The sequence below is a fragment of the Nibrella viscosa genome (assembly GCF_039541875.1).
GTDB lineage: Bacteria > Bacteroidota > Bacteroidia > Cytophagales > Spirosomataceae > Nibrella > Nibrella viscosa.
In genome coordinates, this window is record NZ_BAABHB010000004.1 from 197,120 (window position 1) to 222,912 (window position 25,793).

17 protein-coding genes are annotated in these 25,793 nt (G+C 54.9%); 13 read left to right on the plus strand and 4 right to left on the minus strand.

Translation table 11 applies throughout. From position 1 onward, the window contains the following. The first annotated feature begins 70 nt into the window (after positions 1-70). Positions 71-1,966: an asparagine synthase (glutamine-hydrolyzing) gene (asnB, locus tag ABD931_RS12570; protein ID WP_345267570.1), complete on the plus strand. Its 1,896-nt coding sequence runs from the start codon at positions 71-73 to the stop codon at positions 1,964-1,966. On the opposite strand, the gene ABD931_RS12575 is transcribed toward asnB, so the two are convergent. Beyond that, positions 1,963-2,925, minus strand: a complete 963-nt coding sequence (locus ABD931_RS12575; protein ID WP_345267572.1) for a GDP-mannose 4,6-dehydratase — start codon at positions 2,923-2,925, stop codon at positions 1,963-1,965. The genes asnB and ABD931_RS12575 overlap by 4 nt on opposite strands. A 317-nt stretch (positions 2,926-3,242) precedes the next feature. Here ABD931_RS12575 and ABD931_RS12580 point away from each other — a divergent pair, with 317 nt between their 5' ends. The 7 genes from ABD931_RS12580 to ABD931_RS12610 all read left to right on the plus strand — a co-directional run bounded on the left by ABD931_RS12580 (position 3,243) and on the right by ABD931_RS12610 (position 15,606). Next, positions 3,243-4,466: a hypothetical protein gene (locus ABD931_RS12580; protein WP_345267574.1), complete on the plus strand. Its 1,224-nt coding sequence runs from the start codon at positions 3,243-3,245 to the stop codon at positions 4,464-4,466. Between the two features lie 104 nt (positions 4,467-4,570). Further along, complete coding sequence (gene wecB, locus ABD931_RS12585) at positions 4,571-5,665, plus strand: non-hydrolyzing UDP-N-acetylglucosamine 2-epimerase (protein ID WP_345267576.1); 1,095 nt, start codon at positions 4,571-4,573, stop codon at positions 5,663-5,665. A 145-nt stretch (positions 5,666-5,810) separates the two neighbouring features. Continuing rightward, the gene (locus ABD931_RS12590; protein ID WP_345267578.1) at positions 5,811-6,767 is read left to right on the plus strand and encodes a GDP-mannose 4,6-dehydratase; all 957 of its coding nucleotides are present in this window, start codon (positions 5,811-5,813) and stop codon (positions 6,765-6,767) included. A 252-nt stretch (positions 6,768-7,019) separates the two neighbouring features. Further along, entirely contained in the window at positions 7,020-7,385 is a 366-nt protein-coding gene (locus ABD931_RS12595) for a transposase (RefSeq protein WP_345267580.1), read from the plus strand. A gap of 136 nt (positions 7,386-7,521) precedes the next feature. Then, positions 7,522-10,590, plus strand: coding sequence for a SusC/RagA family TonB-linked outer membrane protein (locus ABD931_RS12600; RefSeq protein ID WP_345267582.1), 3,069 nt, complete (start codon positions 7,522-7,524; stop codon positions 10,588-10,590). A gap of 20 nt (positions 10,591-10,610) precedes the next feature. Beyond that, positions 10,611-12,149: a SusD/RagB family nutrient-binding outer membrane lipoprotein gene (locus ABD931_RS12605; protein ID WP_345267584.1), complete on the plus strand. Its 1,539-nt coding sequence runs from the start codon at positions 10,611-10,613 to the stop codon at positions 12,147-12,149. Between the two features lie 94 nt (positions 12,150-12,243). Next, entirely contained in the window at positions 12,244-15,606 is a 3,363-nt protein-coding gene (locus ABD931_RS12610; protein WP_345267586.1) for a VCBS repeat-containing protein, read from the plus strand. Here the strand turns inward: ABD931_RS12610 and ABD931_RS12615 are convergent. The 3 genes from ABD931_RS12615 to ABD931_RS12625 all read right to left on the minus strand — a co-directional run bounded on the left by ABD931_RS12615 (position 15,603) and on the right by ABD931_RS12625 (position 18,815). Beyond that, positions 15,603-16,091, minus strand: coding sequence for a hypothetical protein (locus ABD931_RS12615; protein WP_345267588.1), 489 nt, complete (start codon positions 16,089-16,091; stop codon positions 15,603-15,605). The genes ABD931_RS12610 and ABD931_RS12615 overlap by 4 nt on opposite strands. 137 nt (positions 16,092-16,228) lie before the next feature. After that, positions 16,229-18,001 carry a hypothetical protein gene (locus ABD931_RS12620; protein WP_345267590.1) on the minus strand — a complete coding sequence of 591 codons (1,773 nt, stop codon included), beginning with the start codon at positions 17,999-18,001 and terminating at the stop codon, positions 16,229-16,231. A 43-nt stretch (positions 18,002-18,044) separates the two neighbouring features. Beyond that, on the minus strand, positions 18,045-18,815 hold the full coding sequence (locus ABD931_RS12625) for a tyrosine-protein phosphatase (protein WP_345267592.1): 771 nt from the start codon (positions 18,813-18,815) through the stop codon (positions 18,045-18,047). Between the two features lie 133 nt (positions 18,816-18,948). Between ABD931_RS12625 and ABD931_RS12630 the strand changes: the two genes are divergently transcribed. The 5 genes from ABD931_RS12630 to ABD931_RS12650 are packed head-to-tail and all read left to right on the plus strand — an operon-like array spanning position 18,949 to position 25,786. Then, the gene (locus ABD931_RS12630) at positions 18,949-21,156 is read left to right on the plus strand and encodes a bi-domain-containing oxidoreductase (protein WP_345267594.1); all 2,208 of its coding nucleotides are present in this window, start codon (positions 18,949-18,951) and stop codon (positions 21,154-21,156) included. Then, positions 21,143-22,723: a heparinase II/III family protein gene (locus ABD931_RS12635; protein WP_345267597.1), complete on the plus strand. Its 1,581-nt coding sequence runs from the start codon at positions 21,143-21,145 to the stop codon at positions 22,721-22,723. The genes ABD931_RS12630 and ABD931_RS12635 overlap by 14 nt, the downstream gene beginning before the upstream one ends. Beyond that, positions 22,720-23,934, plus strand: coding sequence for a glycosyltransferase family 4 protein (locus ABD931_RS12640; protein WP_345267599.1), 1,215 nt, complete (start codon positions 22,720-22,722; stop codon positions 23,932-23,934). Before ABD931_RS12635 ends, ABD931_RS12640 begins: the two co-directional genes overlap by 4 nt. Next, a complete protein-coding gene (locus ABD931_RS12645) occupies positions 23,931-24,842 on the plus strand; it encodes an NAD-dependent epimerase/dehydratase family protein (protein WP_345267601.1) in 912 nt (303 codons plus the stop codon). Before ABD931_RS12640 ends, ABD931_RS12645 begins: the two co-directional genes overlap by 4 nt. Further along, positions 24,839-25,786: an MraY family glycosyltransferase gene (locus ABD931_RS12650; protein ID WP_345267603.1), complete on the plus strand. Its 948-nt coding sequence runs from the start codon at positions 24,839-24,841 to the stop codon at positions 25,784-25,786. Before ABD931_RS12645 ends, ABD931_RS12650 begins: the two co-directional genes overlap by 4 nt. Positions 25,787-25,793 lie beyond the last annotated feature (7 nt).

Below are 25,793 nucleotides of genomic sequence, written 5' to 3' on the forward strand. Positions count from 1 at the left end.
TTTGAACGGACGCCAGACAAAAAGCTTCTGTTTGGCGAACTACCGTTGGCATTAAACAAGTCAGGTTTCTATGTGTGGCATTGCAGGTATTGTGGGGCAGGGAGAGGCAAATACAGACAATATGCTGTGTTCGATACGGCATCGGGGCCCGGACGATGAAGGCCTATATACAGCCCCCAATCTGACATTATTTCACACACGGCTTTCCATTCTTGATCTGTCGCCCAAGGGCCATCAACCCATGCAAACCCCAGATGGGCGGTATGTGATTATCTTCAACGGCGAAATCTACAATCATCTCGACATCAGGAGTGAACTTTCTTCCCGGTTTGCCTTTCGATCTACGTCCGATACCGAAACACTCCTGTATGGGTTTGCGGCCTATGGCACCGCACTATTTAACCGGTTAAATGGCATCTTCACCTGCGCTATATACGACTCGCACACCCGGAAGCTGGTACTGGCTCGGGATCAGTTTGGTGTAAAGCCCCTGTACTATTACCACAAAGATGCCCGGTTTATATTTAGTTCCGAGCTGAAGACCATTGCCGGCCTGCCAGGAATCGATAAGACGATCGACTACACAGCCTTAGTCAACTACCTGCATTTTCTGTACTCGCCCGGTGAGCAAACTCCCTTCGTTTACGCCCGTAAGCTGCTGCCAGGGCATTATGTGACGCTGTCGGTTGATGATCCCCAGCACATTCAGACGCACCGGTACTACGAAATCCCTTTTGCCGGACAATTCACCAACCAGACCGAAGAAAAGCTTCTGAACGAGCTGGATGAAAAATTATATAAGGCCGTAGACCGGCAATTACAATCGGATGTTCCTTTAGGCTTTTTTTTGTCGGGTGGTCTCGATTCCAGCGCCGTAGTAGCTATGGCCAGACGGGCGAGGCCTACCGAGAAACTGACCTGTTATACAATACGGACTGCCGCCGGCCAACAACAGTATGAGGGTTTTGATAATGATTTACCCTATGCTCGAAAGGTGGCGGCACACCTCGGCGTTGACCTGATTGAAGTAGAGGCTGAAGCAGACATTGTGCGCGATTTTGATCGGATGATCTACCACCTGGATGAACCACAGGCCGATACGGCTCCTATCAACGTTTGGAATATTTGCCGGCAGGCCCGCCAGAACGGTCATACTGTTTTATTGGGGGGCATGGCGGGCGACGATGTGTTTTCGGGCTACCGGCGTCACCAGGCCCTGGCGTTGGAGCCGTTGCTTGCGTTATTACCGACTGCGTCCGGACGGTTGCTCCAGAGAGTTTTGGGAACCGGGCCGCGCACTAGCCCAATACTCCGGCGTATGCAGAAAGTAGCGTTGGGGTTGGGGAAGCCCCGGTTAGAGCGGATAGCCGATTATTTCGCCTGGCTTCCGCTGGCGACTAATCAGGGACTGTTTCAGGAGTCGATCCGGAATACGCTGCTGGATTACCAGCCCCGTGCTCATCTGCTGGATTCTCTCCACCGGATTCCGGAAGAGCAGAGCCTGTTAAATCAGGTATTGTTTTGGGAGTTGAGTTACTATCTGCCCAACCACAACCTGAACTATACCGATAAGTTGAGTATGGCGGTGGGCGTAGAAGCACGCGTGCCGTTTCTGGATAAAGAACTGGTGGCGTTCAGCGCTACATTGCCACCGGCCATGAAGATGCGCCGGACCACGACCAAATATCTGCTGCGGAAACTGATGGAACGTTACTTACCCCACGAAATTGTTTATCGATCCAAAACCGGATTCGGTACTCCGCTACGAAATTGGTTTCAAAGCGGTCAGTTGACAGCGTTGACCAGCAAATACCTGTCTGAAGAATGTTTGCAGCAAAGGGGGCTGTTTGATTCGGTGGCTGTACAGCAGTTGATACAGGCTAATCAGGCCGGTAAAACAGACGCATCCTATACACTTTGGGGACTAATGGCCATTGAGTCTTGGTTCCGACAATTTGTTGATTAAAGCATAGTTAATGTATTATTCTGATGGAACCAGATTATGTATTGTTCTATTCCCTTTTCAATTGAAATAGTTGGTTCGTAATGGAGCAGTTTCCGGGCTAAAGAGAGATCTGCATAGGTTTGCTCTACGTCCCCCGGTTGCATAGGTTGCCAATTTATAACTGCTTTAGACCCGAGGCCCTTTTCTATATGTTGGATTAGCGATAATAAGGTAACAGGAGCAGATCCACCTATATTGTATATATTAAATCCTCCTAGATTTTTGATAGCTGCTAAAACGCCAGATACAATATCTGTAACATACGTGTAATCCCGTGCGGTGCTGCCATCTCCGTAAAGAGTTATTGGATAACCATTTGAAATAGAAGCAGTGAATTGGCTTATTGCCATTTCTGGTCGTTGGCGTGGTCCATAAACGGTAAAAAAGCGAAGGCAGGTAATATCAAACCCGTGCAGGTGATAATAAGTATGGGCCAATAACTCTGCAGCACGTTTTGATGCGGCATAGGCAGATAAGGGTCTATCGCAGGCATCAGCCTCTGTGAAAGGTATTGTGGATGAATTCCCATATACAGATGAAGAGGATGCCATCACTATTTTAGTTACTTGGGCCTGACGCATTGCTTCCAGTAAGGTGAGGGTACCATTTACATTAACATCTACGTACAGGGAGGGGTTTTCGACGGAAGGGCGTACACCTGCGCGGGCCGCTAGGTGAATAACCATATCAAATGAGTTCTTCTGGAGTAGGCTCTCTAATAAAATGCCGTTACGTATGTCGCCCTCAATGAAAGTATATAAGTGGTGTCGATGAAAGGGGGCAATATTACTCCTCTTTAGATCTGATGAATAATAATCGTCTAGGTTGTCTATACATACGACGGAATGTCCTGTAGCCAATAGCTGCTCCGTTAAATGTGAGCCAATAAAACCAGCCCCGCCGGTCAGAAGAAAATGCATGAATAGTCAAACGAAGTGCTTTTGTTCACAACTGTATACTTTTATGGAGGTAAGCGACATAAAGTTCTTATCCACTTGTGGTATCTCAGGTAACAGAAGTGCTTTGGTCCCAGAGATCAAGAGGTGTAAATATACGCAGAAGTTAGCGTAAACAGCAGGGGAGATTCGGCCCCATCAGTTGATGACCTTGGTATCGCCAGACAAAACAGGTATCTTGGATGTGTCAGGGCTGCAACTTGCTTAAGTATAATTTAATTAAGGTGCTCATTATCAATCAGTAAATTCGCTGTTGCGCCACTGGCTATCCTTACATCGGAATGAGGGTTACTGTATTAATCATTCAGGGTATTTTAATACTAGGCTCTTGCTGGCTTTTCCACTCACGAACTCACCAGGCTTCGCCTTGGCGGGGCAGCTATTTTTCATTAGCAGCTAACCTGCGGTTAGGTGGTGATTTTTTGATCGATACCACAGAAGTCAATCACTTTGCCGCTCTACCTGAGATTGAGCAGAAGTCCTATCGGTTTCATCGGTCCGGCAACCTGACGAAACATGTTTTAACCCAGATCGGGTACGGCTATCTTTGCTCTGTAGCCCGGCGCTTGTTTCCTTTCTTTGGTGATTCGGTGAGCATCGTTTTACTGCAGGTACTGGTGCATGTACTCCTTTGCTTATTGGTTCTTTACCAGTTAAGCTTCTGGAAGCAGGTAGCCTTTTTGTGTCTGTATTGTGTTAATCCGGTAGTGATAAAGTTTGTCACGTATGACTATTATTACTTCTGGCAGGTTATCCCTGCATTTACAATTATACATCATTTTATGGGGTATAAATGGAACCGCTGGGCTACTGTATTCTGGGGAGTTTTGCTGGCAATTGTATTTGTGACCCGGCCGTCAATAATACTGGCAATCCTGTTTTACATGGGGCTGCTATATTGGAAAGGAAGTCGTACAGATGCGATGCTATTAGGGCTGTTACTATCTGTCCTGGTCATTATACTGTACAGACCTATAGCACGAAGCTTCTGGTTTACAGCTTATGTAGGTTTAGCTGCTTACCAAAATCCGTATGTAGATCAACTTTCAGATCTAGCTGGGTACAAGTTTTATGAGCGTAAAACAGGAACTCCGTATGCTCATGAGAACGATTTAATGCAGGAAAAGAGGTTTGGCGCAATATTACAGGAGGAAGTAATTGGTATTGTGAAAAGGGATCCCTGGCTTGTCTTAAAAAATACGTTTATCAATACTTTGCTAAGCTTCTCTGTCGGGTATGTTGTGGGAGCTTCTGATTGGGTGAATTATGGTCTGGCTTTTTTAGGCTTGTTGATAATCGTGTATCTGCAAGCTGGAAGGCAGCAGTTTTATATACTGGCGACTCTGGCAACTGTTACCACGTTTACGTTATATTACCCACCAATACCTGCTTATATGTTTGGCGCTTATCCGTTATTGGTTTTGGGAGTGATAGAAGCAACCCAGCAACTCTTTTTCAACTATCAACTGAACAAAAGGGGCATGAACGACTACGTAAACCAATAGGGCTTTACGTTCTTTGTAGGCAACAAGTAAATCAATGGAAAAAGAACATAGACCAGGCTTTTTAGCGTAAAGAAGCTGCTCTGTCGGTTCCTTGACCAAATCTCATGAAAATTCTCAACATTGTGGGTGCGCGGCCCAATTTTATGAAGGTGGCTCCGCTGCACCGTGCTTTCCAGCAGTACCCACAATTTCAGTCGAAAATTGTGCATACCGGTCAGCACCACGATGCGCAAATGAGCGATGTCTTCTTTCAGCAGTTGGAACTGCCCACGCCCGATTATTTTCTGGGCGTAGGCAGCGGAACGCCCACGCAGCAGATCGCGAGTATTATGCTGGCGTTTGAGCCGGTGATCGAGGCCGAAAAGCCGGATCTGGTGCTGGTGGTCGGCGATGTCAACTCCACGCTGGCCTGTGCGCTGGTGGCCAGTAAAAAGCAGGTGCCGGTGGCGCACGTAGAGGCCGGGTTGCGGAGTGGCGACCGCCGGATGCCGGAAGAGAACAACCGAATCTTAACGGATGCCATTTCTGATTACCTTTTCGTTTCCGAGCCGGCCGGCCTGGAAAACCTGAAGCGGGAGAACGTACCAGACCATAAGGTGTATTTCGTGGGCAATGTCATGATTGATTCGCTGGTGCATTACCGGCAAAAAGCGGCCGAGTTGGATGAGGTTGGCCGCCTGGGCCTGGAGCCTCAGGGGTACGCGATCATCACCATGCACCGACCCGCCAATGTGGATACCGAAGCGGGTTTACAGCGTATTCTTCAGATTGTGGCCGATACCGCCCGGTACCGAACGGTACTCTTTCCTGTGCATCCCCGCACCCGCAACAACCTGGTCCGGTATGGGCTTATGACCCATCTGGAAGCGATTCCCAACGTGCGCCTGATGCCCCCGCAGGGCTATCTGGAGTTTCTGAACCTGATGGAAAACGCGGCTTTGCTGATTACTGACTCCGGCGGTATTCAGGAAGAAACCACCTACCTGCAGGTGCCCTGCCTCACCTTCCGCGACAGTACCGAGCGACCGGTTACGGTAGATGTCGGTTCCAATCAGCTGCTGGCCGACCTGAACCCGGTAACGGTGCAGCAGAACGTAGCAGAGATCCTGAATGGACAGGCTAAGGCTGGAAAACAGCCGGCCTTGTGGGACGGCCGGGCGGCCGGGCGCATCGCAGCGGTTCTCTATCAGAAAGCCTGATAGCGAAGCCCTTTTTGCCTGAGGTACGGGCTGCCCTCGCCGGCAGGTTGTACGGTACCATCAGGATTGCCATAGCAAACAGAAAAGCGATCCGGCGTCGGGCAAAGGCTTTGGTTGATTGGCAGAGGGTGTATACTTTTACGAAATGACAAAAAAAGCACTAATCTGTGGCGTTTCCGGACAGGATGGGGCGTACCTGGCCCACCTGTTACTCGCAAAGGGCTATGAGGTATACGGCGGGTCACGCGATGCGCAGATGGCCTCTTTTCATAATCTGGACCGTCTGGGCATTCGCCGGCAGGTAACGCTCGTTTCCATCAGCATCAATGACTTCCGCAGTGTACTGCAAACGCTGCTGCGTATAAAGCCGGATGAGGTGTATAACCTGGCCGGGCAAAGCTCGGTGGGGCTCTCCTTTGAGCAGCCGGTCGAGACCCTGGAGAGTATCAGCATGGGCACCCTGAATCTGCTGGAAGCGATCCGCTTCAGCGACCTGCCCATTCGCTTTTACAATGCCGGCTCCAGCGAGTCGTTTGGGGATACCGGTAGCCTGAGGGCCGATGAGACCACGCCCTTCCGGCCGCGCAGTCCGTATGGTGTGGCTAAGGCAACGGCCTACTGGCAGGTGGCCAACTACCGCGAATCATATAACCTATACGCCTGCACCGGCATCCTTTTTAACCATGAATCGCCCCTGCGGCCGGAGCGGTTCGTGACCCAGAAAATTGTTAGAGCGGCTAAGCGCATTGCCGCCGGGAGTTCGGAAAAACTCGTGCTGGGTAATATCGACATTGCCCGGGACTGGGGCTGGGCACCGGAGTATGTCGAAGCCATGTGGCTGATGCTACAGCAGCCGGTACCCAATGATTTTGTTATCTCCACCGGTGAGACCTACAAATTGCGGGATTTTATCCATACCGTGTTTTCATCGCTGGACCTTCGCTGGGAAGACCATGTCGAAACGGACCGGTCCTTTTTTCGCCCGTCTGATATTGCCGAAGGGCACTCCAATCCGGCAAAAGCGCGGGACATGCTCGGCTGGTCGGCCACCTACCGCATGCCGGATGTAGCCCGCATGATGGTGGCGCAGGAGCCGAACTAGTGTTTTAACCGTATACCAGCGGCCCTACAATCCGCTTCACCTGGTACTCTGTCTGGACGAAGCCCGGCAACAATTGGTCAGTGAGACTCCAAAGAGTTTTACTAAAAATGGGGTTGAGCATATCGATTATGAGTACCGCCGGGAGGGCGTAGCAGAAATGTTCATGGGCTGTGAGCCGTTAGGGTGGTCAGCGTCAGGTGGAGGCTACGGAAAGTCATAGTAGCCAGGAGTGGGCTAAAGTATTGGGCAAGATTGTCTGAAGAGTGGTGGGCGGATGCCGAGCGCATTATGTTGGTGCAGGACAATTTATCGGCCCACCGCAAAGCGGCACTTTATGAGATCTTTAGTGCTGAACGGGCGCGGGCTATTTTACGTAAAATCGACTTTGTGTTCACGCCGAAACATGGTTCGTGGCTGAATATAGCGGAGGTAGAGTTGAGCGTGTTGAGCCGTCAGGGGCTAACCGAGCGAGTTGCTAATCAAGCTGCGTTCACTAAACAAGTGCAGGATTGGGTCACTCGTCGCAACGACAAGTCCTCCAAAGTGGATTGGCAATTCACTACGACGGATGCACGCACAAAATTGAAACGCTTATATCCGTCAACTATTGGCGGTTAGAACACTAGTACGCTAATAGGTTATTTTCAAGGCATTGTTATTTGCCGGGAAAAAACTTACTTTTCCGCCGACTCCGGCAAATGAAATAAGCTCGCCGGTTTTAATATGTTCTTCTTAACATTTAACCGTAAATCTAATGAAAAAACTTCTATTCTCTTGGGGACTAACGCTCCTGTCCCTGATGACTTCGCTCACGTTTGCCCAAACCATGGAGGTCAAGGGCAGGGTGACCGATGAGACGGGGAGCGCGATTTATGGTGTCAACGTCCTTGTCAAAGGCACCAACCGGGGAACCATCACCAACAATCAGGGTGAGTATAGTATTTCGGCGCAGAAAGGCGCCACGCTGACCTTTAGCTACATCGGCTTTGTGTCAAAAGACGCAGTGGTCGGCAACAGCGCTACCGTGAATGTGTCGCTGGCTCCGCAGTCGTCTGTATTGGAGGAAGTCGTTGTAACCGCTCTTGGTATCAAAAAAGAGAAAAAAGCACTGGGTTATGCCGTTTCAGAAATAAAGGGTGATGAACTGACGCAGGCCCGGACCGTCAACGTTGCCAACTCCCTGCAGGGTCGGGTAGCCGGTCTGAACATCTCGGCTCCGGCATCGGGTCCGGCGGGTTCAACCCGGATTGTGATTCGCGGGAATGGCTCTATCTCGGGCAACAACCAGCCCCTGATTGTGGTAGACGGTATCCCCATCAACAACGACAACCTGGGTAATGCCGGGATGTGGGGGGGGGGCGACCGCGGGGATGGTATTTCCAGCCTGAACCCGGACGAAATCGATAATATCAGCGTATTGAAAGGGGCAACGGCAGCCGCTCTCTACGGCTCACGGGCATCCAACGGAGCCATTCTTGTAACCACCAAAGGGGGCAAGGCCGGTAAAGGTATTGGCCTGGAAATCAACAGCAACTTTGTAGCCGAAGACATTCTCATCAAGCGTTTCGATGGCTACCAGTATGAATACGGTGCCGGAAACCGGGGTGTAAAACCCACTACTGTACAGGAAGCCCTGACTTCCAATAGCTGGGGGGCTAAACTCGACGGTTCGCCGGTGATTCAGTTCGACGGTAAGTCTCGTCCTTACTCGGCGCAGCGCGACAACCTGACTAACTTCTACCAGACAGGCTCGACGTTTACCAACTCGGTGGCCCTGACCGGTGCAACAGACAAGGTAACCTACCGCCTGTCGATGAATGACCTGAACAACAATTCAGTCATTCCGAACAGCGGTCTTCGTCGGAACAACTTCGCCCTGAATGTCAACGGCGACCTCGGCCCGAAGTTCTCGTTTGTCAGCAACGTTAAATACATTATTGAGAAAGCGAGAAACCGCCCGCGTCTGTCTGACTCGCCGGGCAGTGCTACCTACGCACTTAATGCCATGCCTACATCGCTGGGTGTAGCGGCTCTGCAGGAAAGTCAGGTGGACTCGCGCAATTACGAGCTCACCTGGTCCGATAACATCTACATTCAAAACCCTTACTACGCAGCGTATAACTGGCTGAACCAAGACCAGAAAAACCGGGTCATCGGAACGTTTGAACCCCGTTACGACCTCACCGACTGGCTGTATGTGAAAGGCCGGATTGGTTTCGATAATTACAATTATCGCTACCAGGACCAAACGCCTTACGGTACGCCGTTCAGCCTGCGCGGAAACTACAACGTAACGGGTCGGAACTTTACAGAAACCAACGCCGACCTGATGCTGGGCGTGCAGAAGAAATTCTCTGAAAAGTTTGGCCTCAATCTGCTCGTTGGGGGCAACCAGATGCGGCAGGAAGGCCGGTTCTTTAACTACGGCAGCGGCCCGCTCAACATTCCGTTCTTCTACGACATCTCCAACTCCGACCCGGCCAACCGGGGCCTGGGTGAGCAGTGGTTCCGCAAGCGGATTAACTCCGTGTATGGTTCAGCCGAATTCTCCTACAACAACTACCTGTATCTGACCGCTACGGCCCGTAACGACTGGTTCTCGACGCTTGCACCGGGCAACAACAGCATTCTGTACCCATCGGTGGGGGCCAGCTTTGTGTTGTCGGATGCCATGAGGCTGCCATCGTTCATTAATTTCCTGAAGCTGCGGTCGTCATGGGCACAGGCCGGGGGCGATACGGACCCCTACAACCTCTCGCTGTACTATGCGCTGTCTGGTGCTCACCTTGGCGCTCCGCTGGCCCAAATCAGCGGTGGTACCGTGCCTAACGCCAGTTTGCAGCCACTTACCTCGACTACGTTTGAGGCCGGTTTCGATACGCGCCTGTTCAACAACCGCCTGAACATTGATTTTGCCTACTACACCCGGACCACCACCAACGACATTGTGGGGGCTACCATCTCGGCAACCTCGGGCTACAGCAACGCCCTGTTCAACGTCGGTAAAATTGAAAACAAGGGTATCGAATTGCTGCTGAACTATCAGGCCGTAAAGACCCCTGCCTTTACCTGGGAAAGTTCATTCAACATGGGTTATAACCAGAGCAAGGTTATCAACCTTTATGGCTCTCTGACCACCCTGCGGGTTGACGAAAACCGTACCCGGAGTGCGTTTATCAACCATGTAGTTGGTCTGCCTTACAGCCAGGTACAGGGCTTTGATTACAAGCGCGACGCCAGCGGCAACATCATACATAATGCACAGGGTTTCCCGATCCAGGGCGACCTGAAAAATTTCGGAACGGGCGTAGCTCCGCTGACCTTGGGCTGGAACAACTCGTTCCGGTATAAAAGCATAGGCTTTAGCTTCCTCATCGACGGGAAGTTTGGCGGGTATCTGTTCTCCGGCACCAATGCCTACGCATACCGCCGGGGTTTGGCCAAAGAAACCCTGGAAGGGCGTGAAGGCGGCTACGTTGGGATAGGTGTGACCGAAAAAGGTGAGAAAAACGCGGTACAGGTGAATCCGCAGGACTATGCCGAGCGCGTGTTCAACGTAGCTACACCGTTTGTATATAAGTCTGACTTCCTGAAACTGCGGCAAATCATCATTGACTACTCGCTGCCGTCGGCATTGCTGGCTAAGACACCGATTAAAGGAGCTTCTGTCTCGATTGTCGGGCGCAACCTGGCCATCCTGATGAAGAAAATCCCGAACATTGACCCCGAATCAACGTATAACAACTCCAACGCGCAGGGCCTTGAACTGGCTGGCGTGCCGGCAACCCGTACGCTCGGTGTAAACCTGAACCTGAAGTTTTAACCTCACATTTGACAAAGACTATGTTTCGTAAACTAGCGATAGTGATGGCCCTTATCCTGACGATGGGTGCCTGCACAAAAGACTTCGAACAGATTAATATCAACCCCAACCGTCCATCGTCGGTGCCGCTGGATTACCTGCTGGCTCAATCCTCGCTGATGATTGCGGGCGAAGGGGGCGACCCCGGTTACCGCTCCTGGCGGACCAACATCATCTACTGCGCCATGATGATGCAGCAGATGTCATCGGTAGAAGTAGGTTTTTACCGGGGAACGGTCTATACGTTCCAGGGCGACCTGAGCGCGGCCTGGTTTGAGCGGGCCTACCCGAACTCGATTAAAAACCTGGTGAACCTGATTGAACTGGCCAAGAAAGACGCAAAGAATGTGAACATCACCTCGATGGCCCGGATTCTACGCGTGATTGAAATGGCTACCCTCACCGACATCTACGGCGACGTGCCATATTTTGAAGCCGGTTATGGTGCCCTGACGGGCGTGTTCTCGCCCAAGTACGACCCACAGAAGGCAATATATGCCGATTTGCTCAAGGAACTAGACGAAGCCGGTTCAGCCCTGAGCACCTCGGCCTACATTCCCACCCAGGCTGACTTTGTGTTTGGGGGCGACATAAACAAGTGGAAGCGGGCGGCCAACTCGCTCATGCTGCGGCTGGCCATGCGGATGCAGAAAGCCGATGCCGCTGCCGCCCAAAGCTGGGCCAAAAAAGCGGCTGATAAGGGCCTGATGAGTGGCAACGACGATACCTTCGCGCTGAAGTATGTGCCGGGAACCACCGCCGGTGCCAACTCCAACCCCAACTCGTGGAATATGGCGGCTATTGGCCGGGGTATTGTGACTGCCGATAACATACAGTGGGGCAAAACCTACATTGATGCCCTGGTACGGCGGAAAGACCCCCGCCTGTCGGTGGTGTCGGCACTGAAATCGGGCGATACTACGCCGGATAAGCAGATTGGCCTGCCCATCGGTACGGATGCCACCATGCTGGCGGCTCTGCCCGCTCCGCTCAACAACCGCGCCAACTACTCGCGCCCGGCTCCGAATATGTATGCCCTCGGCAACCCTTATTTCATTATGACGTATGCCGAGTCGGAACTGCTCAAAGCCGAAGCCATTGAGCGTGGCTGGGTAACCGGCAGCGCCAAAACTTCGTACGACAACGCGCTCGTAGCCGGTGTGCTGCAACTCAACTCCTACGCGGGCAACCTCACAGCCGCCCAGGCCCAGGCCTACCTGGAGGCTAACCCCTATCCGGCTTCGGGTACGCTCGACGCCAAGATGGATGCCATCCATACGGAACTCTGGATGACCACCGGGGCTACGCTCAACCATATGGAAGCCTGGCACAACTGGCGCCGTACGGGTTATCCGAAGCTTACACCGGTCAATTATCCGGGTAACGAAACCAACGGTCAGATTCCACGCCGTCTGCGGTATTCGCAAGGTGAGTTTGGCGTAAACCCCAATATCAACGAGGCTATTACGCGGCAGGGCCCCGACCTGTTTACCACCCGTGTATGGTGGGATAAGCAGTAAGCCCGGCTACCCGGTAAAAAGATGCCTTTGGAAACGAAGGCATCTTTTTTTTATGTAATTTTCAGTTTCCTTTCGCAGTCAGTAATAGTCGTTTATGAAATTCGGTGTTTTCCTGGTCCTGGCTTTCTCGTTAAGCTCCTGCTTGCATACGTCGCCGGATACGCTGTTCAAACAACTGGATTCGGACCAGACCCATATTGAGTTTATTAACAGCATTCAGGAGACGGAAACCGACAATGTGCTGAACTATGAGTACTTCTACAACGGGGGTGGCGTAGCGGCTGCAGACTTCAACAACGACGGACTTATTGACCTCTATTTCACCGCAAATCAGGGCGAAGACAAACTGTACATCAACGAAGGCAAGCTGTCTTTTAAAGACGTCACTCAAACGGCCGGTATCACCTGGAAAGGCGAATGGAAAACGGGCGTCACCATTGTGGATATCAACCAGGATGGCTGGCAGGACCTCTATGTGTCTGTGTCGGGCAATGTGCAGAGGCCGGAGCTGCGCCGGAACAAACTCTACATCAACAACGGCAAGGGCCGTTCCGACGTATCGGGACCGCCAACCTTTACCGAAAAAGCCGCCGAGTACGGCTTAGACCTAAATACCTATACCACCCAAACCGCTTTTTTCGACTATGACAGGGATGGTGATTTAGACGCGTATATCCTCAACCATAATGTTAAAGATTTCAATCGCTTTGATGTAGAGGCTGTCCGGGCCATGCGCGACTCACTCGCCGGAGACCGGCTGCTGCGAAACGACGGCGGCAAGTTTGTGGATGTAAGCGCAGTGGAAGGCATCAAAGGTAATCCCATTGGTTTCGGACTGGGCATTCATATTGCCGACATTAATCAGGATGGCTGGCCGGATATCTACGTGTCAAACGACTATCTGGAAAACGACTACTGTTATATTAACAACGGCCGTACCGGTGGCCCTGCTTTCTCCGACCAGATTACCCGGATGACCAACCATGTCAGCTATTTTTCGATGGGGAATGACATCGGAGACGTCAACAATGACCTGCTCCCCGACATTATCACGGCCGATATGCTCCCGGAGGACAATAAACGGCAGAAGCTGCTGTTCGGGCCCGATAAATACGAAGGCTACCTCTCTATGCTCCGCAATGGTATTCACCCGCAAATCATGCGCAATATGCTGCAACTGAATAATGGGGCATGGGGCAAGGGTCAAGCGGTTATCAGCAGTTCCTCCAGCCCCCAGCCCCATGCCCCCAGCCGACCCGTTGGACCGCCCATGCCAACTTTCTCGGAAATAGGCCAGGTGGCGGGTATCTCCAATACCGACTGGAGCTGGTCGGTACTGTTGGCAGACTATGACAATGATGGTTACAAAGACCTGTTCATGACCAATGGCTACCTGCGGGATTACACCAATATGGACTTTATGAAGTACTACGCCGACCAGGGCGAGCGCAGTTCGGAAGGTATTCTGGGGCTTATCAGCCATATGCCGTCAACGAAAGTGCCTAATTATATCTTCCGAAATGAGCACAACCTGACCTTCTCCAACAAACAAGCTGAGTGGGGCTTTTCAGCACCGGTTATCTCCAACGGGGCCGTATATGCGGACCTGGATAATGATGGCGATCTGGAGATTATCACCAACAACATCAATGAGAAAGCCGGCGTGTACCAGAACCTGAGTACCGAAAAGTCCGGTAATAACTACCTGAACGTTGTGCTGAATGCCGGTAGCAATAAGGCCTTCACCACCGGCACGAAGCTGTATCTGTACAGCGGTAGCCTGAAACAGTTTCAGGAATACAGCCCGACACACGGGTTTCAGAGTAGTCTGGCCACTCCGGTCCATTTTGGTCTGGGCGCCAACAAATCAGTAGATAGCCTGGTAGTGGTCTGGCCCGACGGAAAAGAACAGAAACTGACGGGCATTGCGGCTAATCAGCGGTTAACAGTCACGTACGCCAAAAACCTGCCCGCGTGGAATCCTGCCGCTCCCGCTTCATCTCCCCTCTTTATGGCAGCTCCTGTCTTTCCGTTTGCCCATCAGCAGATGCCCCTGAACGACTTTAGCCGGCAGATTCTGCTACCGCATATGTATTCGTTTCAGGGGCCGCGTATGGCAAAGGGCGATGTGAACGGCGACGGACTGGAGGATGTCTATATCGGTGGTGGCAAGGGACAGGCTGGTGGCCTTTTTGTCCAGCAGGCCAACGGCACATTTAGCCGCCGGGAGCAGCCCGACTTTGCGCAGGATGAACTTTGTACCGATACCGATGCGGTGCTGTTTGACATCGATAAAGACGGTGACCTGGATCTGTATGTCACTAGTGGGGGGTACGAGTACCTGCCCAATGACCTGATGCTGCGAAACCGGCTATACCGGAACGATGGTAAGGGGAATTTTAAAAAAGATTTTGACGCGCTGCCGGCAGAAGGCTACGCCGATAATGCTGTAGAGACGATTGATTTCGACCGCGATGGCGACCTGGATCTGTTTGTGGGTGGTGGGGCCGTTCCCGGTATTTACCCCAGCTACAACCCCAGCCGGCTATACCGGAATGATGGCGGAAAACTTGTTCCGGTAGCCAGTCCGGCACTGGAATCACTGGGCCTGCTGACCGATGCCTGTGTCATTGACTTTGATCGTGACGGCTATGATGATCTCGTAGCCGTTGGCGAATGGACACCGGTTATTCGCCTTAGGAACAACCGCGGAGTACTGGAACGGGTGCCGGATGATACCGATACCTTAACGGGATTCTGGCAGCGGATTGCCTGCGCCGACTTCGACCGCGATGGTGATCTGGACTTAATTGTCGGCAACTACGGACTGAACTCCCAATGGAAAGCATCGACAGAGAGCCCGTTGACTATGGCTGTCGCCGATTTCGATGATAACGGAAAAGCAGACCCGATACTGTCTTATGCCATTCAGGGGAAAAGCTACCCTGCCTACAGCCGGGACGAACTTCTGGACCAACTGGTGCCGCTCCGGAAGAAGTATACCAATTATGCCCTCTACTCAGAAGCCACCACGGAGGACGTTTTGAACGAGTTTAAAAATAAAACTCCGCAGATGCTGAAGGCCAGTACCCTTTCTACGGTTTATCTGGTGAACAACAACGGCAAATTCGAGCCGAAGGCGCTACCTGTTCAGGCACAGTTTGCTCCGGTGTATGCCATTGCCTGCGAGGATATCAATGGCGACGGCTACAAAGATTTGCTTCTGGGAGGGAACCAGAGCCGCGGCCGGGTACGAACTGGGAACATCGACGCCAACTTCGGGCAGGTGTTTCTGAACGACCGCAGGGGGCATTTCCGGTACCTCCCGCAAACCGAATCAGGCCTTTATCTGAGAGGAGACACGCGTGATTTTCTTTTTATCCGGAGTTACCTGCTGGTGGGCATTAATAGCCAGCCTGTTCATGTATATACCAAAAGCAGTTCGCCGGATCTTTAGCGAACGGTTTTGTGTTTGGTAAGGGGTTTAAAATAACCCTGCAACTTACCATCGTACATGGCCATCTCGCTGACCACACTGACCGTGCCTGCTTCAAAATCCAGATCTGCGTAAGAGCGGAGTATTTTGTTGAGTTTGACCAGTTGAAGATCGTCAAGTTTCAGGTCATAGTTAAAATCCGGCATCTGCTTCAACAGGTTCATATTTTTTAACGTCAGACCGGTATTAGTGGCCCTGAACAGGTTAACCAGTTCAATACCGCCGTTGTAGGCGGCAAAGCGGTTGATTTCGATAGGCAACAGATCCCGCACCACCTCAGTCCAGTCAACCTCCTTACCGGTCTGGCTGGCTTCCTCGTTCTCGATGAAAGAGAAGTTGAGTTCAGGGTTGTAAGCCTCAACCTCGCCTACCAGCCGCCCTTTAAAAGAAAGACTTGTCGGGTCGCCCCAATAATCGAATTCTAAATGGTCTGGTTTGTCTTCCACCTCCTTTTTTAAGTAGGTAATCAGGATCCGGGCTACTGATCTTGTGTTGAGGTCGCGAAAGGACAATTTCCATGGCTTTGAGTTGAAGCCGTACCCCCTCTTCTGACAGGCGTACACCAGTTTGCTCGGCTAAGTAATCACCTCATGGGGTGGCCGGCCGCCAGGCGGAGTTGCCGGTCCTGCCGGACATAGATGCGGACATCGTTGGCACTGGCGGCCAGCACGTAGTACTGCCGGATAATGCGGTGAATAAGGGCAAAGTTTTCGTGCCGCTGGCTTAATTTGGTCAGCAGGAGACTGGTATTGCCAACGGCGTCCAGAAACACCGCCGGCCGGTTTCTCAGCAGGTCGGCGGCATAGCGGTTGAGGTAGGCCTGTCGCATGCTGTTGGGAATGATACTCCGGGGGGTGTGATTTTCGGAGACACCCTGCGCCAGTTGGGTTTGAACGTAGTAGCGGCAGTTCCAGCCCCAGACGGCCAGCCTGTCGGTGCCGGGAACGGCGTATTGCCTGACGATGCCGGCCACGGCTGATCTGCTCACGTTCAGGCTGTCGGGGAAGGAAAACACCGCCGGATTTCGGTTGAATAAGCGCTGAGACACGTCGGCCACGGGCTTTCCCCGCAGGTAATTCACCAGCGATTTGCCGTATACCTGTACATACGAGTTGTTCAGGGTAAACGCAAGCAGGCACAGGAAGCCGGCGAACAGGACAACCTGCGGTTTACGAAGCCGGATGGAGGGGCTGTTGAGTATAGCCTGTAGGCAGATGGCCTGTAGCCAGCCAAGCGGAAAAACCAGCAGCAGCAGATGATGTGCAAACTCGGTGCCCGGTGCAATAACCGCCCAGCCCGCCATGAGCGCCGGGGCGATAACCAGAACCAGGGGCCAGGTACCGGCTGGGCCACGGACTGATAGCCGCCGGCCGGCCAGCGCACCGGCAACCGTTAGAATGCAGGGGACCAGGACAACGAAAATAAACTCCGGCGGCTGCGTTTGCAGGCTCAGAAAGCGCAGGAGGTTACTCCCAAAACCACGCTGAACGCCATTTAGGGCGGTATACAGTTCGCTGTAGGTGGTTAAGCTGCCGATAAAGTAATAGTTGATGAAGTAGTCGGCTACCCCAAACCGGTACGCCAGGGCAAACACCAGCAGGGTAGGCATCAGAAAGCCGGCCAGCAGGGCCGCCCCGTAGCGCAGGGCGCTCAGGCGGTATGTCTGTAGTAAATAGCCGGCCGGCACCAGCAGCAGCGTACCCACAATGGGCAGGCTCTGCAGTTTGCAATAAGCGGTCAGGCCGGCCAGGAACCCCAGCGTAATCAGGCCGGAAATCGACGGCCGCCCATACCGGAACACCCGCATTGCCAGGGTAAAGCAGCCGGTAATCAGCACCAGAGACGTCAATTCACTGCTGTATTGGAGAAAATCGGGATGGTTGGCCGAGGCAAAGAAGAGGGTCAGCACCAGAAAGCTTAGCCGCCTGCTGATGCGGGAAGAGACAAGCAGCTGTAAGCTACGGTAGTAGAAAATAAGGGAAATAATCAGCAGCACCATTCCTGTTACCCGCAGCAGGGTATACTCGAAGGGTAAGCCCAGGGCATGAAACGGCAGCAGGATATAGGAATTGACCGGGCCGATGGTGCCGCTATCTACCGACCGGCCGTAGACCGGGTCCTGCCACAGTGTCATGGCCTGCGTGAGCACCTGGCTCTCGTCTTCGTTCAATTGTTGATTATACAGGATACTGGGCAACCGCATGACCAGGAGCAGCAGGAACGTAAGCGATCCAAAGAGAACGGCCGGGTTACGAGGAGCTGGCTGGTTGTCTGCCCGGTAGTCCTGCCAGATCACATAAAGGATGCCCGTAAGCAGGCATGCGGAGACAAGATAGTAGAGGATGGGGAACAACATATATAGCAGCGTTCAGTGGGTTATGACCGTCTGGGGCGTGGGGTTACGCCAATAGGTCAGCATTCTTCAGCGGCTGATTTTTGAGAAGTTCATAGTCAGACGAGGTAAAGAGGGCCGTCAGCCCCGGCAGATCCTGAGGGCGGTGCAGATCGCTGCCGATAAAGTCGACCAGACCGTGTTTGAGCAGCAGCCGGCCCTGCGTCTGAATACGGCTGCCGTAGCGGCCCGTCAGCGACATCCAGTTGAGCTGGAACAGGCAGCCGGCGTCGTGCAGGCGGGCGAGTCCGGCCAGGTCGTCATGGAAATAGCGGTATCGTTCGGGGTGGGCCAGCACGGGGGTGTACCCTTTGGTCTGAATCCGGAATAACAGTTCGTTGAACTGAAACGGAGCTGAGGCCCAGCCGGTTTCGATCAGCAGGTACTTCTGCGGGCCAAAGGTCAGCAGGTCATTATTGTCCAGCAGGTCCGGAAAAAAATCGTCGATCAGGTATTCGGCGGCTACCTCAATTCGGAGCGGGAGGTTGTGGGTGTCGGCCAGCGTCTGTAAGGTTGCCTGCCCGGCACGGAGGGTTGCCGACTCATTTGGGTACCAGTCCCGGCTAACGTGTGGGGTGGTAATGACTTTCCGGATACCCCAGTCGGCAAATTGTTGCAGGCATTCCAGGGCCTGGTCGGGAGTAGCGACGCCATCGTCGATATCCGGCAGGAGGTGCGAGTGCATATCGACCTGCCAGAAACAGGGATTGGGCGGGAGTTCGGCGGCCTCCCCGGCGTTTCCGGTGAATACTTGCTTAAATCGCGACCAGATACTCATTTATCGAAGAAAAACAGGCGATATTTTTTTGTGTACTAAAATAGCCATCAAAGATACGCACAAAGTTCGCAGGAAATGGCATTGGTTGTGTGCGTACATTTGTAGGATGAGAAGAGTAACAACTCCCTCTCCTATGAAACAACTTGTGCAAAATCTCAAAAACGGGCAGACAATCCTGGAAGAAGTGCCGGCTCCGCAGGTTCGGCGGGGGCAGGTGCTGATCCGGACGCGCCGGAGCCTGGTATCGCTGGGTACCGAGCGGATGCTGGTGGAGTTTGGTCGCGCCAGCCTGATTGCCAAGGCCCGCCGGCAGCCCGACAAAGTAAAGCAGGTGCTGGATAAGATCCGGACGGATGGCCTGATTCCCACGCTGGAGGCCGTTTTTCGGAAACTGGAGCAGCCGCTCCCGCTGGGGTACTGCAACATGGGCGAAGTGCTGGCTGTAGGCGAGGGCATTACCGATCTGGCTATCGGCGACCGGGTGGCGTCCAACGGTCCCCATGCCGAGGTTGTGAGCGTGCCGCGTAGCCTGGTAGTGCGGGTACCGGATGGGGTGAGCGACGACGAAGCGGCCTTTACCGTTATCGGGGCGATTGGCCTGCAGGGTATCCGGCTGCTAAACCCGACGCTGGGCGAGACGGTGGTGGTGGTGGGCCTCGGCCTGATTGGCCTGCTGACGGCCGATCTGCTCCGGCTGAACGGCTGCCGGGTCATTGGCCTCGATATTGACGAACAGAAGCTGGCCCTGGCCCGGCAGAAAGGCATTCTGACGCTGAACCCCGCCGTAGGTACCGATCCCGTAACGGCGGTGACGGCGCTCACCAACGCCATCGGGGCCGATGGCGTGATCATTACCGCGTCGGCAGACACCGATGATCTGATCTCGCAGGCCGCCCGCATGAGCCGCAAGCGCGGGCGCATCGTGCTGGTGGGGGTGGTCGGCCTGAACCTGAGCCGGGCGGAGTTTTACGAAAAAGAGCTGACGTTTCAGGTGTCCTGCTCCTACGGACCCGGCCGGTACGACGAGGTTTACGAGCAGCAGGGCCACGACTATCCCCTGCCGTTTGTGCGCTGGACCGAGAACCGGAATTTCCAGACTATTCTGTACCTGCTCTCGACGGGGCAACTGGACGTAAAGCCCTTCATCAGCGAAGTGGTGCCGCTGGCGGAGTACCAGACCATTTATGGGCAGATTAGCCGCTCCAGGGCTATTGCGTCCCTGCTGCGGTATCCGGTGGAAGAGCCGGTGCAGTCGGCGGTGACGCTGCGCGAGACCCGGTATGAGGGAGCCAAGGGCGTTGTAGGCATTATTGGCGCTGGTAACTTTGCCGGGGCCACCCTGCTGCCGGCTTTGCAGGCCGCCGGGGCGCACCTGAAAACCATTGCCAGCGCCGGAGGACTGACGGGTACGCTGCTGGCCCGGAAACACAATATTGCCGTGAGTACCACCGATTATAGGGAGATTCTGACCGACCCGGATATTGATCTGGTGGTGATTACGACCCGCCACAACCTGCACGCCCGGCTAACGGTAGACGCGCTGCGGGCGGGAAAGCATGTGTTTGTCGAAAAGCCGCTCTGCCTCTTCGCTAACGAACTGCCGCCGATCATTGAGGCTCAGCAGGCGAGCGGCAAAACCGTGCTGGTGGGGTTCAACCGCCGGTTTTCGCCCCACGTGCAGCGCATGAAGGCCCTGCTGGGTGGCGATCGCGCCGGCGAGGTGCCCATGAACATCGTGGCTACCATGAACGCGGGGGCGATACCCGCCGGCTCGTGGGTACACGACCGGGCCGTGGGCGGAGGGCGCCTGCTGGGGGAAGCCTGCCATTACATTGATCTGATTACATACCTGACCGGCAGCCGCGTGGTGGCGGTTTGCCTGAACGCTATGGGGCAGCAGCCCTCCGAAACCACCGACTCGGCCTCGCTGCTGCTGCGCTACGAAAACGGCGCTACGGGCGTAGTCAATTATTTCGCCAACGGCAGCAAAGCCTACGCCAAAGAGCGGCTGGAAGTATACGCGCAGGAGCGGACGCTGGTGCTGGATAATTTCCGGACGCTGAGGGGGTATGGCTTTGCAAACTTCTCCCGACTGAGGACAGGGCAGGACAAGGGCCATACCGAACAGTTCCGGCGGCTGGTGGCGCAGATCCGCCGGGGTGGAGAACCCCTGATTCCCCTGGCCGACCTGATCAATACCACCCAGGCCACGCTGGCCGCGCTGGACAGCCTCCGCGAAGGCCGCTGGGTGGAGGTACGCGTAAGCAGGGTAGAGCCGGCCGGCACCCCGGTGGCCGGCACCCCGGTGGCCGGCAATCCGGTGAGTCATGAGCAGGGTTAGCCTGATCTGGCATACGGTGCGGTACCTAAAGCCGCGCCAGCTTCTGTATCAGGTGCTCAACCGGCTCCGGCCACGCCCTCACCTGTCGATCGCGCCGGAGCCGGTTATTGGTTATCCGGTAGCCGCGCCGGCAGCCGGCAAACCGGTAGCGCTTCAGGACCGTACGTTTACCTTTCTTCATCAGTCGGTCTCCTTTCCGGAAGAGATCGACTGGAACTATGCCGCTCACGGTAAACTCTGGACGTATAACCTCAATTACTTTGACTACCTGAACCAGCCCGGCCTGCAGCCGCAACAGGGCCTGGCACTCATCCGGGATTTTATCCGGCAGACCAACCGGCTGACAGCTGGGCTGGAGCCGTATCCCACCTCGCTGCGTATTCTGAACTGGATAGCGTTTCTGAGCCGCCATGCCATTCGGGATGCGGCCATTCACGCTCATCTGTACGCGCAGGTGGCCTTGTTGCGGAGCCGGCCGGAATATCACCTGGGTGCCAATCACCTGCTGGAAAACGGACTGGCTTTATTGACCGGGGCGGTTTATTTCCGGGAGCGTTCCTGGTTGCGGGCCGCTATCCGGCTGCTGCAAAGCCAACTGACCGAACAGGTACTGCCCGATGGAGGGCATTACGAGCGCAGTCCTATGTACCACCAGCTGCTGCTCGACCGGCTGCTGGACGCCTATGTGCTGCTCCGGGGCGACAACTGGCACCAAACCCCGGAACTGACCGCTCAACTGGCCGGAACGACAGCCCGGATGCTGGGCTGGCTGAATGCCATCACCTTTGCCAATGGCGACATTCCTTATTTTAACGATGCCGCACCCGGCATAGCGCCGGCAACGCGGCAACTCCGGCAAAAAGCCGGGCAGGCAGGAGTCATACCCCTTGCGTTGCCACTGCGGGAAAGTGGCTTTCGGAAAATCAATCTGGGAGAAATTGAGCTGGTTGCCAATGCCGGCGCTATCGGACCCGACCATCAGCCGGGGCACGCCCATGCCGATACATTTTCGTTTGTGCTGTATGTAAATAACCAGCCTATTATTGTAGATTTGGGTACCTCTACTTACCAGATAGATCAGCAGCGGAGTCTGGAACGCAGCACGGCCGCCCACAATACAGTCGACGTGGCGGGCCGGAACTCCTCCGAGGTCTGGAGCGGCTTTCGGGTAGCACGTCGGGCCAGGGTGAGCCGGCCAGAAGAATCACCCCATAGCCTGCGGGTCCGGCACGACGGGTACGCCCGGCTGGGGGTGCTACACGAACGAACCTGGCAGGTCGAGCCCGGACGGCTGCTCATTACCGACCGGCTGATTGCCACCCGCCGGGTTGGGGCAGCGGCCACCGGTGTAGCGCGGCTGCACCTGCATCCGGATGTGGCCGTAACCGCACACGAAAATTATTATCGGGTCGGGCCGGTATTGATTAACTTCGGGGGAGATGGGTTGGAAGAAACGAGCGTAGAACCCTACGAGATAGCCGACGGCTTCAACCGCCGGCGTCCCGCGCAGTGCCTGAGGGTTTCTTTCCGGAACCTGCTCACAACAACAATTACCGTAACTGGATGAATATACTGTATCTGACGTTTTATTTTAAACCGGATCTGTGTGCCGGCTCGTTCCGGAATACGCCCCTGGTCGAGGAGTTATCGGCGCTACTCTCCGCCGACGACCATATTCATGTGGTGACAACTCAGCCCAACCGGTACCAGACGTTTCAGGTGGCCGCTCCCCCGCACGAGCAGCGGGGTAACCTTACGATCGACCGGGTAACGGTTCCCCTCCACGCCAGCGGCCTCACCGATCAGATCCGCTCGTTTGCCGCCTATTACCGCGCAGCCCTGCGGCTCACCCGTAATAAGCAGTATGATGTGGTCGTGGCCTCGTCGTCGCGCCTGTTCACGGCCTTTCTGGGCGCTTACCTGGCTCGCCGGCGGCAGTTGCCTCTTTTTCTGGACATCCGGGATATTTTCCGCGAAACGATTCTGGAAATGCTGAAAAAACCGATGATCCGACTGGGCCTTAATCCGTTGCTGTATCTGGTAGAGCGCTTCACCTTCGGGTATGCCCGCCATATCAACCTGGTCTCAGAAGGGTTCCGGACGTACTTCAGCCCTTATTCGCAGGCCACTTACAGTTTTTTTACCAACGGCATCGACGACGAGTTTCTCGATACGCCGGTCAGTACGCCGAAGCACCGGGCGGGTCCCCGCACGCTCCTGTATGCCGGCAATATCGGCGAAGGGCAGGGGCTGCACAAGATCATTCCCCAGGCGGCCCGGCAACTGGGGAGCGGGTACCGGTTTGTGATCGTAGGCGATGGCGGGGCCAAAGCCAAACTCCTGGCGGCTATTGACCAGGCTCAGGTAACCAATGTGGAGGTTCGTAAGCCGGTGGACCGTACGGAACTGCGGCAACTGTACCAGCAGGCCGACTACCTGTTTCTCCACCTGAACGACCTTAAAGCCCTGGAAAAGGTGCTGCCGTCGAAACTGTTTGAATACGCGTCCACCGACAAACCCATTGTGGCCGGGGTGGCGGGGTATGCCGGTCGGTTTCTGACGCAGTACGTCGATAATTGCCTGCTGTTTACCCCGGGTGATGCCGATGGTCTGGTGCGGCAGCTCCGGCAGATGCCGGTGACCAACGCTAGTCGGGCAGCTTTTGTAGCGACGTTTCAGCGCAAGACTATTGTGCAGCAGATGGCCCGGCAGATTTTGCAAACGGCCAATGGCCGGCCGACGGCCGAACCGGTACCCGTAACCCCTTTGCCGGTATGAGTATTCTGCTCACGGGTGCTTCCGGCTTTCTGGGCCGGCGTATATATGAGGTACTGGCCGCAGCTCAGCCCGTTACCACGCTGGGACGCCGGCCGGTTGGAGAGCGGCACATCGGCTGTGATCTGGCAGGCACTATTCCCCAACTGGAGCCGCTCCGTTTCGATTGGGTTGTGCATGTGGCCGGCAAAGCGCATGCTGTGCCGCGCACCGCTCAGGAACGGACCGAGTACGAGCGGCTGAATGTGCAGGGTACGAAAAACCTGCTCTCCGCCCTGGCGCAACGCCCATTACCCACGGCCTTTGTCTATATCAGTACGGTGCTGGTGTATGGCCGGTCTGCGGGCGACGGTCTGGACGAACAAACCCCGCTGGCGGCAACTGATCCCTACGGGCTGAGCAAGATTCGGGCCGAGCAGGCGGTGCTGGACTGGGGTGCCCGCACAGGTGTCTGCCCGGCCATTCTCCGGCTGCCGCTGGTGGTGGCCGGGCAGCCACAGGGCAACCTGGCCGCGCTGACGAACGCCATCCGGCGCGGGTATTACCTGCGCATCGGTTCGGGCCTGGCCCGCCGGAGCATGGTTCTGGCCGACGATGTGGCGGCTATCATTCCCCGCGTAGCCCAGACCGGGGGCATCTATAACCTGACAGACGGCTATCATCCTACCGTGCGGGAGCTGGAAGATGCCATTGCCCGCCAATATGGCCGGCGCTATATGCCCACCATGCCCCCGGCGGTGGCCCGGATAATTGCTACCGTAGGTGACGGCATCAATGCCGTGGCCGGCCGGGTGTTTCCGTTTGATTCGGTGGCGCTGGCTAAGCTTACCAGTTCTCTTACCTTTAGTGATGAGCAGGCCCGGCAGCGGCTGAACTGGCAGCCGCGCCCGGTACTTTCGTTTTTCGTATGACCCTAACGGCGTATTTTCTGCTGACCACCCTACTTTTTGGCATTGAGCTGGCCTACCTGCGGCTGGCCAGTCGGCTGGGTATTGTTGATAAGCCCAACGAGCGGAGTTCCCATACCGACCTGCCGATTCGGGGGGGAGGGGTGCTGTTCTGGTTTGCGGCCCTCGGCGCGTTTGTGTATAGTCAGTTTGCGCATCCGTTCTTTTTTGCCGGTCTTACGGTGGTCACGCTCATCAGCTTTCTGGACGATCTGTACACCCTGCCCAACCGGTACCGGTTGTTGGGGCAGTGTCTGGGCGTTTGGCTGATGCTCTGGCAAACGGGCGTGTGGCCGGTCGCCGGCTGGGTGTACCTGCCGGTGCTGATTGTGGGCGTGGGTATTCTGAACGCGTATAATTTCATGGACGGTATCAACGGAATCACGGCCCTGTACAGCCTGGTCACGGTGGGCACCCTCTGGTATATACAACGGACCCCTGATAACCAGGCTTTGTTTGGGTTTACCCTGATCGGGCTGCTGGTCTTTACCTGGTTCAACGCCCGGCGGAGGGCTGTTTGTTTTGCCGGGGATGTGGGCAGCGTATCTATGGCCCTGCTGATTCTGTTTCTGTTGTACACGGCCATTATGGCCCGGCAGAACTACCTGCTGATTCTGCTGCTGGGGGTGTATGGGGTTGATAGTGTGCTGACGATCGTGCACCGGCTGTGGCTGGGGCAAAATATTTTTCAGGCGCACCGGCTGCATCTGTTCCAACTGCTGGTTCACCGGCTCCGGTGGCCGCACCTGCGGGTCTCGGGTTTGTACGCGGCCGCGCAACTGCTGATCAATGCGGCCGTGATCCGGGCGCTGGCAGAGCCGCCCGCGACCCAGCTTGCGGTAGCGACCGGCGTGCTGCTGACGCTTGCCGGGCTGTATGCTGCCGTAAAATGGCGGCTGATGCGGTAATAACCCA

Bases quoted from the DNA above. Each gene is read 5' to 3' on its own strand.
- asnB (WP_345267570.1), top strand. From the start codon at position 71: ATGTGTGGCATTGCAGGTATTGTGGGGCAGGGAGAGGCAAATACAGAC.
- ABD931_RS12575 (WP_345267572.1), bottom strand. From the start codon at position 2,925: ATGCATTTTCTTCTGACCGGCGGGGCTGGTTTTATTGGCTCACATTTA.
- ABD931_RS12580 (WP_345267574.1), top strand. From the start codon at position 3,243: ATGAGGGTTACTGTATTAATCATTCAGGGTATTTTAATACTAGGCTCT.
- wecB (WP_345267576.1), top strand. From the start codon at position 4,571: ATGAAAATTCTCAACATTGTGGGTGCGCGGCCCAATTTTATGAAGGTG.
- ABD931_RS12590 (WP_345267578.1), top strand. From the start codon at position 5,811: ATGACAAAAAAAGCACTAATCTGTGGCGTTTCCGGACAGGATGGGGCG.
- ABD931_RS12600 (WP_345267582.1), top strand. From the start codon at position 7,522: ATGAAAAAACTTCTATTCTCTTGGGGACTAACGCTCCTGTCCCTGATG.
- ABD931_RS12605 (WP_345267584.1), top strand. From the start codon at position 10,611: ATGTTTCGTAAACTAGCGATAGTGATGGCCCTTATCCTGACGATGGGT.
- ABD931_RS12610 (WP_345267586.1), top strand. From the start codon at position 12,244: ATGAAATTCGGTGTTTTCCTGGTCCTGGCTTTCTCGTTAAGCTCCTGC.
- ABD931_RS12620 (WP_345267590.1), bottom strand. From the start codon at position 18,001: ATGTTGTTCCCCATCCTCTACTATCTTGTCTCCGCATGCCTGCTTACG.
- ABD931_RS12625 (WP_345267592.1), bottom strand. From the start codon at position 18,815: ATGAGTATCTGGTCGCGATTTAAGCAAGTATTCACCGGAAACGCCGGG.
- ABD931_RS12630 (WP_345267594.1), top strand. From the start codon at position 18,949: ATGAAACAACTTGTGCAAAATCTCAAAAACGGGCAGACAATCCTGGAA.
- ABD931_RS12635 (WP_345267597.1), top strand. From the start codon at position 21,143: ATGAGCAGGGTTAGCCTGATCTGGCATACGGTGCGGTACCTAAAGCCG.
- ABD931_RS12640 (WP_345267599.1), top strand. From the start codon at position 22,720: ATGAATATACTGTATCTGACGTTTTATTTTAAACCGGATCTGTGTGCC.
- ABD931_RS12645 (WP_345267601.1), top strand. From the start codon at position 23,931: ATGAGTATTCTGCTCACGGGTGCTTCCGGCTTTCTGGGCCGGCGTATA.
- ABD931_RS12650 (WP_345267603.1), top strand. From the start codon at position 24,839: ATGACCCTAACGGCGTATTTTCTGCTGACCACCCTACTTTTTGGCATT.